General features: G+C 56.6%; 13 protein-coding genes. 8 read left to right on the forward strand and 5 right to left on the reverse strand.

What is annotated here, in order from left to right; genetic code table 11:
- Position 1 precedes the first annotated feature (1 nt).
- Genes C7H10_RS16645 through C7H10_RS16660 form a run of 4 tightly spaced genes read right to left on the reverse strand, consistent with a single transcriptional unit; the run spans position 2 to position 3493 of the window.
- Positions 2–1267 carry an NAD(P)/FAD-dependent oxidoreductase gene (locus C7H10_RS16645; RefSeq protein WP_106695735.1) on the reverse strand — a complete coding sequence of 422 codons (1266 nt, stop codon included), beginning with the start codon at positions 1265–1267 and terminating at the stop codon, positions 2–4.
- Between the two features lie 26 nt (positions 1268–1293).
- Positions 1294–2076, reverse strand: coding sequence for an SDR family NAD(P)-dependent oxidoreductase (locus tag C7H10_RS16650; RefSeq protein WP_106695736.1), 783 nt, complete (start codon positions 2074–2076; stop codon positions 1294–1296).
- Positions 2073–2540, reverse strand: a complete 468-nt coding sequence (locus C7H10_RS16655) for a nuclear transport factor 2 family protein (protein ID WP_106695737.1) — start codon at positions 2538–2540, stop codon at positions 2073–2075. Before C7H10_RS16655 ends, C7H10_RS16650 begins: the two co-directional genes overlap by 4 nt.
- Positions 2537–3493, reverse strand: a complete 957-nt coding sequence (locus C7H10_RS16660; protein ID WP_061332879.1) for an acyl-CoA desaturase — start codon at positions 3491–3493, stop codon at positions 2537–2539. The genes C7H10_RS16655 and C7H10_RS16660 overlap by 4 nt, the downstream gene beginning before the upstream one ends.
- 8 nt (positions 3494–3501) lie before the next feature.
- Here C7H10_RS16660 and C7H10_RS16665 point away from each other — a divergent pair, with 8 nt between their 5' ends.
- Positions 3502–4512 (forward strand): NAD(P)/FAD-dependent oxidoreductase, encoded by a 1011-nt coding sequence (locus C7H10_RS16665; RefSeq protein WP_106695738.1) that lies wholly within the window; start codon positions 3502–3504, stop codon positions 4510–4512.
- 9 nt (positions 4513–4521) lie between these two features.
- Here the strand turns inward: C7H10_RS16665 and C7H10_RS16670 are convergent, their stop codons facing one another.
- On the reverse strand, positions 4522–6006 hold the full coding sequence (locus C7H10_RS16670) for an HD domain-containing protein (protein WP_061332881.1): 1485 nt from the start codon (positions 6004–6006) through the stop codon (positions 4522–4524).
- A 114-nt stretch (positions 6007–6120) separates the two neighbouring features.
- On the opposite strand from C7H10_RS16670, the gene C7H10_RS16675 reads away from it, so the two are divergent.
- The 7 genes from C7H10_RS16675 (at position 6121) to C7H10_RS16705 (ending at position 11612) form a co-directional block, all read left to right on the forward strand.
- Positions 6121–7329, forward strand: a complete 1209-nt coding sequence (locus tag C7H10_RS16675; RefSeq protein ID WP_061332882.1) for a PP2C family protein-serine/threonine phosphatase — start codon at positions 6121–6123, stop codon at positions 7327–7329.
- Positions 7330–7342: 13 nt separating this feature from the next.
- Entirely contained in the window at positions 7343–7834 is a 492-nt protein-coding gene (locus tag C7H10_RS16680; RefSeq protein WP_058089783.1) for an STAS domain-containing protein, read from the forward strand.
- A gap of 54 nt (positions 7835–7888) precedes the next feature.
- The gene (locus C7H10_RS16685) at positions 7889–8950 is read left to right on the forward strand and encodes an NAD(P)H-dependent glycerol-3-phosphate dehydrogenase (RefSeq protein WP_106695739.1); all 1062 of its coding nucleotides are present in this window, start codon (positions 7889–7891) and stop codon (positions 8948–8950) included.
- A 26-nt stretch (positions 8951–8976) separates the two neighbouring features.
- A complete protein-coding gene (sixA, locus tag C7H10_RS16690; protein WP_106695740.1) occupies positions 8977–9426 on the forward strand; it encodes a phosphohistidine phosphatase SixA in 450 nt (149 codons plus the stop codon).
- Positions 9427–9468: 42 nt separating this feature from the next.
- A complete protein-coding gene (locus C7H10_RS16695; RefSeq protein WP_106695741.1) occupies positions 9469–10365 on the forward strand; it encodes a radical SAM protein in 897 nt (298 codons plus the stop codon).
- 17 nt (positions 10366–10382) lie between these two features.
- Positions 10383–10949, forward strand: a complete 567-nt coding sequence (locus tag C7H10_RS16700) for a DUF1285 domain-containing protein (RefSeq protein WP_106696032.1) — start codon at positions 10383–10385, stop codon at positions 10947–10949.
- A 201-nt stretch (positions 10950–11150) separates the two neighbouring features.
- Entirely contained in the window at positions 11151–11612 is a 462-nt protein-coding gene (locus tag C7H10_RS16705) for an FKBP-type peptidyl-prolyl cis-trans isomerase (protein WP_058089788.1), read from the forward strand.
- Positions 11613–11651 lie beyond the last annotated feature (39 nt).

Consider the following 11651-nt stretch of genomic DNA (forward strand, 5'->3'; position numbering starts at 1 on the left):
ATCAGAGCTCCACCCCGAACGCGCGGGTAACGCGCAATGCGCTGCGTACACCGTCTTCATGGAAGCCGTTGAACCAGTAGGCGCCACAGTAGTGGGTCCGGTTACGGTTGCCGATCTCGTCATAGCGCTCTTGGGCGGCCACGGCTTCGAGGGTGAACACCGGATGGTCGTATTCAAATCGCTTGATGACCTTGGCGGGGTCGATGTCATGGCTGCGGTTGAGCGTAACGCAGAAGGTTTCAGGCGCATCATCGAAGTTCTGCAAGGTATTCATGTTGTAGGTCACCGACACCGGCTGGGTGCTGTGTTCGGGAATCATGTAGTTCCAGGCTGCCCAGGCCAGCCGGGTGGATGGCAAAACGCTGGCATCGGTGTGCAACACTACATCGTTCTTCTGGTAGCCGATGGCACCAAGGATGTCCCGTTCCTGATCGGTCGGATCATTCAGCATCGCCAGCGCCTGGTTGCTATGGCAGGCCAGCACAACCTGATCGAACCGGTGCTGTTGGCCGTTCACGACAATGGTGACGCCTTCTTCGTCCCGAGTAATCGCCGTTACCGGACTGTTCAGGTGAGTGCGGTCGCCCAGCCGCGCCATCATCTTGTCCACGTAGGTGGCGGAACCACCGGAAATCACCCGCCAGGTTGGGCGGTCGTCCACCGAAAGCATGCCGTGATTGTTAAAAAACTGCAGGAAAAACCGGATCGGGAACTGCTCCAATACGATTTCCGGGGCAGACCAGATAGCAGCACCCATCGGAACGATGTAGTTGTTACGGAAATAACGGCTGTAGCGGTTGCGGTTCAGGTATTCGCCCAGGGTTTCACCTTCTGGAATCTGGCCGGCAGCGAGATCGGCGCGAGTTTCCTTGTTGAACCGGAGGATTTCCCGGATCATCTTCAGAAAGTTCAGGTTAAGAAGGTTCTTGCGCTGTGCAAACAGCGTATTGAGGCTGGTCCCGTTGTACTGCAGGCCAGACACATGGCAGTCCACGCTGAAACTCATGTTACTGACTTCCGACTTTACGTCCAGGCGGTCCATCAGTTTGATAAAATTCGGGTAGGTCCAGTCATTGAACACGATAAAACCGGTGTTCACCGGCCAAACGCGCCCGCCAGCCTCAACTTGCTCGGTGTTGGTGTGGCCGCCCGCATAATCGCCAGCCTCGAACAGTTGAACGTCGTGTTTTTCGCTGAGCAGCCAGGCCGCCGTTAAGCCGGATACACCGGCACCAATCACAGCAATACGCTGACGATTCGGGTTCATGCAATCTTTTCCTGTTACCGAAGTGTTCAAGAGTGGTTGTTACGGGCCATGGATGCGGCCATGCGATCCACAAGGCCTTGAGGCAAGGCGCCCAGCGCTTTGAGCAGCCAGGTAAAACGCCGGGGAAAGGCGATTTCCGTTTTACCCTTTTCAAGCCCTTTAACGATGCGGTGGGCTGCATCTTCCGAGCTGATGATGAAGGGCATGGGGAAGTCGTTACGGTCCGTCAGAGGTGTTTTTACAAAGCCCGGTGAGACCACCACCACGTCGATGCCTTCCGCCGCCAAGTCGGCACGCAGCGCGTGAGCAAAGTAGGTCAGGGCAGCCTTTGAAGCGCCGTAACCCTCTGCCCGGCCAAAGGGAAACCACCAGGCCGACGAGCTGACGATCACCAGTGTTGCCGGTTTACCTTTGGCCCGTGTGGCCCTGAGCGCTGGGAGCACGATATCCAGGCTGCGGGCGGTGCCAACCACATTGGTTATCATGTTGGCTTCAATAACGCGGCTGTCGTACTCGGCGATTTCCAGGTATTCGCAGGTACCAGCATTGAGTATCGCCATATCCAGATCACCAAAGTGGCCCAGAGAATCCTTTAAAGCCTCAAGATCACTCTTACTGGTGGTGTCGGCGGGGGCTGCCAGCATCTGTTCGGGATGCTGATTCACCAGGGCATCCAGTGCCTCCTTCCGGCGCCCGGTGACAATCAGCCTGTGCCCGTGGGTGGCAAGTTGTTTTGCCAGTGCCTCGCCAATACCGGACGATGCGCCGGTCAGCCAGATGTTGCTGGCGGTTTCCAGGCGTCTGCTCATCCTGCCTGCTCCTTGACCCAGCGGATCACGCCGCCCACTACCGGAAGATTTTCATAGAGTAACTGGCCGGCATCGAAGTAATCCCGGTGGTACCGTACCCGACCGTCCAGAATCCGGAGGTGGCTGATACCCTCAACCTCTACGGTTTTTCCCCCTTTGATGCGTTTGTGCTGCAACTCCATTACCCAGGGAATCGTGCACCAGGAGTCCTGGATCACTGGGCTGTTGAAGCGGAACTGGCAGCGGATAACGTTGCCGTAGGCGTCGGCAAAGTAATTCGTCAGTTCATCCAGGCCGTTCACCGTTCCAAATGGATCCTGAAACTCGATGTCTTCACCATAAACCTGCTGCAGTTTGTGCAGATTGCCCTTATCCAGCTGATTGAACAAGGCGCAGAACTGGTCGAGCACAGCTGGCAGGGCGGGGTTCGGTGAGCCGACCTCGATGGCAGAAGCAGTCGTCATTTGCGCTTCCTCCTCTGTTCGTCCAATTCACGGGTTTCTTTCTGGATGTGTGCCGGTATTGGATTCAAATCCCACACTATCCCGAGCTTGGACAACGCCCAGAGCCCGTACCAGGTAATATCTATTTCATACCACCGGAACCCCTGGCGCACGGATTGTGGCCACCGGTGATGATTGTTGTGCCATCCTTCGCCCAGCGTAATGAGCGCGAGCCAGAAATTGTTTCGGCTGTCGTCGTCGGTTTCGAACCGGCGTTTTCCCCACACGTGCGACAAGGAGTTGATGGATACCGTCGCGTGGAACAAGCACACCGTTGAGATGAAAAATCCCCAAACCAGCAGTTGCAAACCATTGGTGCCCAGCCCCGGTGCCCAAACCGCCAGGGCTTCACCAAGGAGGTAGATCAGCACGGCTGCCGCCACCGGGATCAATGAATCGAAACGGTTGATAAACTTGAGTTCCGGAAACTTCAACCAGTCTCGTACCCGGCGTTCATCCATGCTGAAACCGGCATCACAGGTAAACCAGCCAGCGTGAGACCACCAGAACCCGCCGTGGTGGGGCGAATGCAGGTCTTCCGCATTATCGGAGTGTTGGTGATGATGGCGGTGGTGAGCGGCCCACCACAATGGGCCCCGCTGGGCCGAACTGGCACCCAGTACGGCGAACACAAACTGGGCGGCGCGACTGGTTTTGAATGTCTTGTGGGAAAAGTAACGATGATAGAAGCCAGTGATGGCAAACATCCGGATGATGAAAAAGGCTGCGGCGAACACGACGGCAAACGTGCTGACACCAGTGAAAAATGCGAGTAGGCAAGCAAGATGCAATGCGATAAAAGGCAGCACTCTCACCCAGTTAAAGGATCTGGAACTGGAGTCCAGGTGATCTGAACCGGCTTCGGAATCGAACCATCTCAGAATGTTTGTTAACCAGTAATTCAATCGGGCCATATACAACCATGCTTAAAGTGACATCAGACACCACATCAATACGCAGCGTAGCGGTTATCGGTTCAGGTCTGGCAGGCCTCACGGCTGCAATTTTACTTGGCCAACGGGGCCATAGTGTCACGGTGTTTGAGAAAAGTCGCGGGCCCGGTGGTCGTATGGCCTCCAAGAGAGTGGGTAGTGGCTCTGCCGATGTTGGTGCTCAATATTTTACCGCCCGCAACCGTGAGTTTCTTTCGTTCTTGCAGCGCTGGGCGGGAAGCGATGCGTTCCTCGAATGGCCGGCCAGATTTCGTTTTCAGGACGACACCCTGAACTGGCAGGCGTTTCCGGAAGAAAAGCGTTATGTTGGCGTACCGAGAATGACTGCCATCACCCGCGCATTGTCTGCTCACGTTGATGTCACTGCCCAGGTGAGGATTGAACGGTTGGAGCGTTCCGGTAACCAGTGGCAACTGGTGTGTACAGAAGGACTGAACCACGGTGTTTTCGACCAGGTGATCATCACCGCGCCCCCGGCCCAGGCCCAGGAACTGTTACGGGCGAGCCAGCTTGACGGGCTGGCGGAAGAGCTGGAAAAGCCGGTTGATCAGATTCTCCCGTGTTGGGCAGTGGCGGCTCACTATTCGGAGCCACCGGAGGTAGACGCAGACGCCATGCGCCCGCACTCTGAGGTGCTCTACTGGGTTGCTAACAACTCCTCCAAACCGGGCCGGGATGATTCCGGCCAATGGTGGGTACTGCATGCCACCCCGGAGTGGACCAAGGCCCATGTGGATGCAGAGCCGGGCTATGTCAGCAACGCTTTGGTAGGCGAATTCGCGGCGTTAACCGGTGCCGATGCCCGGCCCGATGAGACGGTGGCCCACCGCTGGCTTTATGCCCGGTCGGCCTGGAGTAGTCAGCCCGGTTATCGGTACGATGCCGAGAATGGGGTTGGGCTGGCGGGCGACTGGCTGGCTGGCGGCCGGGTGGAAGGCGCGTGGGAAAGCGCCACCCGCTTGGTTGCCGCGATTCAGTAGCGCACCAGTCTATTCAAGCAGGTCGGGAGGCGCCATCCTGGTGACTTCCGGCCGGCTGTAGAAATGGGTGATGGTGCCGTCACCAAACTTCGAGAAAAACGCGCTGACCTCGGTAATCTTGCGCAATGAGCGCTCCCGGGAGATCGGATTCTTCACCAATACCTTTATGCCGTTGAAGTTGTCCTGGATATTCGAGAAACGGGCGCGCATGGAGCAGGTCACCACGTTGCCCGGGTCCATGGCCAACTCGCCAGCCAGCCAGTGGCTGTGGTCGGCAATCTGCTGTTTGTCGAGATTTTCCCGGGTATCCAGGTGGTGCAGCTTCACCCGGTTTACTATGCAGAATGAATAACTTTTCGGATGCTTGCGGGCCACTTTCCGGAAAGCTTCCCAGAAGAAGTTATCGGTCAGCTCGGCAAAGTACCTCATATCGCTCAGGCAGGTGTCGATCCAGTCGAAGCTTTCCGCGTCTTCCAGTACTTCGTTGATGGCTTCCCGCAGCAGCCAGTCGAAACCCAGGGCTGTTTTGTGGGCGTAGACTTTCCGGTACATCTGATACCGGCTGTAAACGAAATCTTCCAGGGCACCCAGGCCTTTCTGGGTAATCGCCAGGCCCATCCAGGGTTCGGACACATCCCAGCCAAACCTCAGGTTGCTTAGAAGGTGGTCCAGGTTGAACCCGCCGATGGTAACGGAACTGTGGAAACCATCCCTCAGCATGTAATCTGCCCGGTCAGCGTCGATCTCACCGGACACGATGGACGACAGCAATCCCATGACCAGGGCCGGCACGTCCTGTTCACCGATGGTGCCGGCGACCGCATCTTCGCCGGCAATGAATGCCCAGAAGGTGCGGGCGTGGCGGCAGAAGGTGTCGCTTGGGGTTACGTCGGTGGTCTCCATGATGCCAATGACATCAACGGCGTTCAGCCCAGCGTTATCCAGATCTACCGATGAAAGCACGTCATGGGCAACCCGGACGGAATAATGTTCATGTTCCAGTTCTCCTGGTTCCTCCGGGTGATAACGGGTGAAGTCGACCCCGCGCCAGAGGTCCCGGAAACGCTGGGGGCGCGACATGAGTTCCCGGATGCGGCGGGCCTGGGTGAACTGGTGCGAAAAGCTGGAGTGGCCGCTGTCGTGCAGCAGGCAACCAAGGCGAATGGTTTTGGCCAGGTAATCGATGGCGTCCAGCTGGCTCAGGCTCAGATCTGTGCGTTCGCTGAGTTGCCTTTCCCGAAGGTAGGCGTCGATCATTGAACGAAACATGCGGGTGCCCACATGCATTACGCCAATGCTGTGCAGGAACCGGGAGTGGGTCGCGCCGGGGAACACCAGGCTCAGGATGTCGTTCTGGCAGATGTTTCGCAGACGCTGGAACAGGGGATGGTCAATCACCTGGATTTCATGCCGATACAAGGGAATGCCGCCGTGCACGGGGTCCATGATGAGCTTGTCGTAGGCTCCGAGCAGGTCGTTGACGGCACGTCGCATGGTTACAAATCTCCCAATTTAATGACACGGCCCTTGTTATATCACAGGGGCATGCCAGAATAGGCGTAATGAAGCCAATTTCTCTTTTATCGCTGGTAGTTTAAGGCCATCAACATGACCTCGCGCACCGAGCGCATTCTGATTATTGACGCCAACGAACAGGCTAGATCGGATTTGTCCCGCTACCTTGAAGCGAGAGGCTTCTACGTGACTGGATTTCCCGATGTCAGCGCCGCCCGAAGCCTTTTCGAAGATAACATTCCCGATGTCATCTTTGCAGATTTGCCCCCCGAGGCCATCCGAGAGCTGTCAAAGCGACTGGATGAAGCCGACAGCTTTACCCCTATCGTTGCCTGTACCTGCAGTGAGTCCAGTGCGGAGATTGTCCAGGCCCTCAGAGCAGGTGCAGCGGATGTTGTTCTTAAACCCTGTAACGACGACAAGGGCGCCCTGGACGACGTTATCGGCAAACTGTTTGACCGGGTAAGGGTGAATCGCCTGAACCAGTTGTACCGGCAGGAGCTTGAAGAAGCCAACCGCGAACTGCGCACCGGTATCGCGGAATTGAGGGCTGACCAGAATGCCGGGCGCAAGGTCCAGCTCAAAATGTTACCGGACCACGAGCTGCGTCTGTCCGGTTTACAGGTGGACCACCTGATCAAGCCTTCGCTCTACCTGAGCGGCGATTTCCTGGACTACTTCCGCATCACCGAAGACAAAGTTCTGGTCTATATTGCCGATGTATCGGGGCATGGCGCCAGCTCGGCGTTTGTCACGGTGCTGCTCAAGAACCTGACCAATCGCCTGCAGCGCAATATGCGCCGCCAATCCAGCGACGATATCCTGTACCCGGAACGGTTTCTGGAACGGATCAATTCGGAGCTTCTGGATACTGGTCTCGGTAAGCACGTAACCGTATTTGTTGGCATTATCTCGATTTCCACCCGTACATTAAGTTATGCGGTTGGTGCACACTTCCCGATGCCGATTTTGTCGTTCGAGGGCGGCGAAACCCGTTTTCTGGAAGGCAGTGGGCTCCCGGTAGGGTTGTTTGAGGCTCCAGAGTGGGAGGTTTACGAGGTCAAGCTGGACAAGCCGTTCCGGCTGTTGCTGTTTTCAGACGGGATTCTGGAAGTGATTCCTGCCAAATCCCTGGATGAAAAGGAGAAGACACTACTTGAACTCGTATCAGGAGGTAGTCACACTATCGCATCGCTGAGCGACGCTCTGGGGCTTGGTAAGATCTCGGAGCTGCCGGATGATATCGCGATAGTATCGGTAACTGATACCATAGATGGTTCAGACAACACGTCGTCGACTTAGTGGCAGTGTGAAAATGGCTGGTTATAAAATCCTGCAAGCTGAGAAGCAGGGAATCTACGTCCTGAAGTTTATTGGGGAAATCCGGCTGAACCTGTGTTCGACGCTGGACAATCTGGTTGAGTCCATCACCCGTGATCCCCAGTTCAAAACGGTTGTGGTCGATCTCACGGAAACGGAAATCATCGACAGCACTACCCTGGGCCTGCTGGCCAAGATAGCCCTGGCGGCGCAAAAACAAAGTCAATTCCTGCCAACTCTGATCTCTACCAACCCCGACATTACCCGCATTATCGCCTCTATGGGCTTCGACAAGATTTTCATCATTGTCCGGGAGCCTGCCTCCAGAATTGAAGAGCTCGAAGAAATCCCCGTACTGAAGGCCAGTGAACAGCAGGTCAGAGATAAAGTGCTCGACGCCCACAAAGTGTTGATGGGTATGAACAGCAAAAACAGGGAAGAATTCAAGAACCTGGTGCGCGCACTGGAGTGCGAAGAACCGGGCTGAACGTTCGGTTACGCGTTCCCTGCGGTGCCCCCGAAGCAACAAAACGGAACAGATATGTCTGAAAACGCAACCTACCGCACCGCTGGAGCGGGCCCTCGTGACGTCGCCGTTCTGGGTGGCGGCAGTTTCGGCACTGCCATGGCCAAGGTACTTGGCGAGAATGGCCACACCGTCCACTTCTGGATGCGTGATGAAGAGCAGGCCGAAGATATTCGTCAGAACCGTATTAATAAACGCTATATGCCAGGTATCACCCTGGAGGGCGATATCCAGCCCACGACTGATCTCGCAGATGCCGTTCGCAAAGCGGAGGTGGTGCTGGTTGCCATTCCGTCCAAGGCATTTCGTGCCGTTATCCGGGAAAACAGCCAGGTATTCCGGGACGGCCAGATTGTTGTCAGCCTGACCAAGGGCATCGAAGAACACGGCTTCAAGCTGATGAGCGAGATCCTTCAGGAAGAAATTCCCCGTTGCCGCACCGGCGTACTCAGTGGCCCCAACCTGGCAGGCGAGATTGTTAACCGGGAGCTGACGGCCACGGTGATTGCCGCCAAAGATCCGGATGTGCGCCGGGCCATTCAGGAGCTGCTTGGTTGCGAGTACTTCCGGGTTTACGCCAACGTCGATGTGTACGGGGTGGAACTGGCCGGAGCACTGAAGAACATTTACGCGATCGTAGCCGGACTGGCCAACGCCCTGGAAATGGGCGAGAACGCAAAGGCGATGCTGATTACCCGTGGCCTGGCGGAAATGAGCCGTTTTGCGGTCAGCCTGGGCGCCAACCCGATGACCTTCATGGGATTGGCTGGCGTTGGTGATCTCATTGCCACTTGTACCTCCAACAAAAGCCGGAACTTCCGGGTGGGTTATGCGGTCGGTAAAGGCAAGAAGCTTGACGAAGCTGCACAGGAGCTGGGGCAGGTAGCCGAGGGTATATATACCCTGAAGCTGGTCCGGGAGAAATCAGAGGCCATCGGTATTTATATGCCTCTGGTGAGGGGGCTTTATGAAATCCTGTACGAAGGCGCCTCCATCAACGCGGTCATCAACAGCCTGATGATGGCTGTACAGAATTCCGACGTTGAGTTTATTCTGCCCCGTACCATCAGTCAGTAAGCCCGCGCCGGGCAGGGAGGATTACCTTGCATCTGATCATCATGCGCCATGGTGAGGCCGGTTGGCACACCCTGGACCAGGAACGGGAGCTGACGGAAGCCGGCCGAGCCGGAGTCGCCTCTGTGGCTGCGCAGATTGCCAAGTCTCCCTGGCGGCCGGAGCGAATCTGGGCCAGTCCGTATACGCGCGCCCGCCAGACCGCGGCGATCGTGTCTGAAGTGCTCAATTGCCCGGTTGAAGAATGTCCGGTCATCACCCCGGATGACGACCCCGGAAAGTGCCTCGATTTGCTGCTGGAGAACAAGGCCTCGCCGCTGATGCTGGTGTCTCACATGCCGTTCGTTGGCTGTCTGTCCACCCTGCTGGTGGATGGCCACCGCAAAGGCATACCGTTCATGACTGCGCAGGCGGTGTTGCTCGACATGCCAGTGGTGGGACCCGGCTGCGCAGACTTGAAAGCCCAGTTTTTGCCCTGATCTTACCCATATCCAACTTCCCTGAATTGTTGCTGAGACGCCATGTACAGCTTTCCGATTGAATACGTTGAGCCGGTGTTCCGGCCACCGAGTGAAGCCAAATCGCTGATACTTCCGGTAACCAACGGGTGCTCCTGGAACCAGTGCACCTTCTGTGAAATGTACACCCAACCCCAGAAAAAATTCCGCGCGCGCAAACCCGACGATATCCGCCGTGATATTGCCCGGGCCGCTGAGGCCTTCGAATCCGTACCAAGGGTGTTTCTCGCGGACGGCGACGCCATGGTTCTGCCAACCCGACGCTTACTGGAAATTCTGGCAGACCTGAAGCAGGCTTTCCCAGGTCTGCGGAGGGTGTCGAGTTACTGTTTGCCCCGCAACCTGGCCAGGAAATCCGTGGAAGAACTTGTCGAGTTGCGGGAAGCCGGTTTGGGCATTTTGTACGTCGGTATGGAATCGGGTGATGACGAAGTGCTTCGGCGAATCAACAAGGGCGAAACCTGGGAGTCTACCCGGTCGGCTCTGGAGAAGATAAAGCAGGCGGGGCTGACCAGCTCTGTGATGGTGCTCAACGGTCTGGGGGGCGAGGAGCTCTCCCGGCAGCATGCCATCAACACGGCCACTTTGTGCAACGAGACTCAGCCCGATTACCTGTCCACGCTGGTGGTGAGCTTTCCCCAGGGTGAGGAGCGCTTTCGCGCTGGTTTCGGCGACGACTTCGTTCCCCTGAGTCAGCAGGGTCTGTTCGAAGAGATTCGGGTGTTTCTCGAGCACCTGGAACTGGACAGCACCATATTCCGTAGTGATCACGCATCCAATTACTTGGTCCTCAAGGGCAACCTTGGGCGCGATAAGCAGCGACTTCTCGGCGAGGTTGACCTTGCTATTCGTGACCCCGGCGCGGCGCCGCTGCGTGCCGAATGGATGCGCGGCCTGTAACCTGGGAGTTTCCGCCAATGAACATGAAGCCTGATGATATCGAACGATCGGTACAGCAACACAGTAGCGCAAAGGGCCTTCCGCCACTGCACCAGTGGCATCCGGAGTTGTCCGGCGACATGGACCTGGTGATCACCCGAGACGGCCAGTGGCTTTATCAGGGAGCCCCAATCGCGCGGGAAGCCACGGTTAAACTGTTCTCAACCATTTTGCGCCGGGAAGACGACGGGCACCATTACCTGGTCACACCTGTCGAGAAATGGCGCATCCAGGTGGAAGACACCCCCTTGTTGGCACACTCCCTGGAGCGCAAAGGAGAGGGCGCAGGGCAAGTGCTCTCACTAACCACCAGCGTAGGTGAGATTCTTGAAATAGGGCCCGAGCATCCCCTGGCAGTGAGCCAGTACCCGAACAGCGATGAGCCCCGCCCAGTGGTTTACGTCCGCCACGGTATTGATGCCCGATTGGTGACGGCGGCATTCTACGAGCTGGCTGATCTGGTGGAAGAACGGCACGAAAATGGGGAAACCCAGTATGGCGTGCTTAGTCACGGAAAATTCTGGAAAATCGGGCAGGGCGGTTGAAAAGCGGAAGTTCGCCTTTATAAATAGGGTAGAAAACGCAGTCTGTCACTTGTTAAACTGTGTTTTCATACTTGTTACCGAGCCTGGCTCTCTAACGAGGCCCGGTGGTCGTTAGTCCCTCTGTGCAGTATGGCTGTTCACGAACACTTTCGATTGCCTACAATCTAAATACACAGTCATTGCGACACGCAAGGAGATCACATGGCCCAACCTCGTGTTGTCACCATCCATTACACGCTCACTAACGACCAGGGAGAGCAACTCGATTCCTCCCGTGTAGAAGGCCGTGAGCCGCTGTCTTACCTGGAAGGTGCACAAAACATTATCGGTGGACTGGAAAGTGCGCTGAACGAAAAGAACGCAGGCGATCAGGTGAAAGTATCCGTTGCTCCCGCCGAAGGCTATGGCGAAGTCAACGAAGAGCTGATTCAGCCGGTTCCGCGCTCTGCCTTTGAAGGCGTAGACACCATCGAGCCGGGCATGCAGTTCCAGGCTCAGACTCCGGGCGGTCCCCAGATCGTTCGTGTTGTGGAAGTCAGCGACGAAACCGTCACTATTGATGCCAACCACCCGCTGGCGGGCCAGACTCTGCACTTCGACGTAGAAGTGGTAGAAGCTCGCGAAGCAACTGACGAAGAGCAGGAGCACGGCCACGTGCACTGATCTCTTCCGAAAGGTTGATCAAATAACGGCTCCTGCGGG

It is taken from the genome of Marinobacter shengliensis (genome assembly GCF_003007715.1).
GTDB lineage: Bacteria > Pseudomonadota > Gammaproteobacteria > Pseudomonadales > Oleiphilaceae > Marinobacter > Marinobacter shengliensis.

Coding starts and splice junctions, on each gene's coding strand:
- C7H10_RS16645 (WP_106695735.1), bottom strand. CDS start 1,267: ATGAACCCGAATCGTCAGCGTATTGCTGTGATTGGTGCCGGTGTATCC.
- C7H10_RS16675 (WP_061332882.1), top strand. CDS start 6,121: ATGACCTCGCGCACCGAGCGCATTCTGATTATTGACGCCAACGAACAG.
- C7H10_RS16655 (WP_106695737.1), bottom strand. CDS start 2,540: ATGACGACTGCTTCTGCCATCGAGGTCGGCTCACCGAACCCCGCCCTG.
- C7H10_RS16660 (WP_061332879.1), bottom strand. CDS start 3,493: ATGGCCCGATTGAATTACTGGTTAACAAACATTCTGAGATGGTTCGAT.
- C7H10_RS16680 (WP_058089783.1), top strand. CDS start 7,343: ATGGCTGGTTATAAAATCCTGCAAGCTGAGAAGCAGGGAATCTACGTC.
- C7H10_RS16700 (WP_106696032.1), top strand. CDS start 10,383: ATGAACATGAAGCCTGATGATATCGAACGATCGGTACAGCAACACAGT.
- C7H10_RS16665 (WP_106695738.1), top strand. CDS start 3,502: ATGCTTAAAGTGACATCAGACACCACATCAATACGCAGCGTAGCGGTT.
- C7H10_RS16695 (WP_106695741.1), top strand. CDS start 9,469: ATGTACAGCTTTCCGATTGAATACGTTGAGCCGGTGTTCCGGCCACCG.
- C7H10_RS16685 (WP_106695739.1), top strand. CDS start 7,889: ATGTCTGAAAACGCAACCTACCGCACCGCTGGAGCGGGCCCTCGTGAC.
- C7H10_RS16705 (WP_058089788.1), top strand. CDS start 11,151: ATGGCCCAACCTCGTGTTGTCACCATCCATTACACGCTCACTAACGAC.
- C7H10_RS16650 (WP_106695736.1), bottom strand. CDS start 2,076: ATGAGCAGACGCCTGGAAACCGCCAGCAACATCTGGCTGACCGGCGCA.
- C7H10_RS16670 (WP_061332881.1), bottom strand. CDS start 6,006: ATGCGACGTGCCGTCAACGACCTGCTCGGAGCCTACGACAAGCTCATC.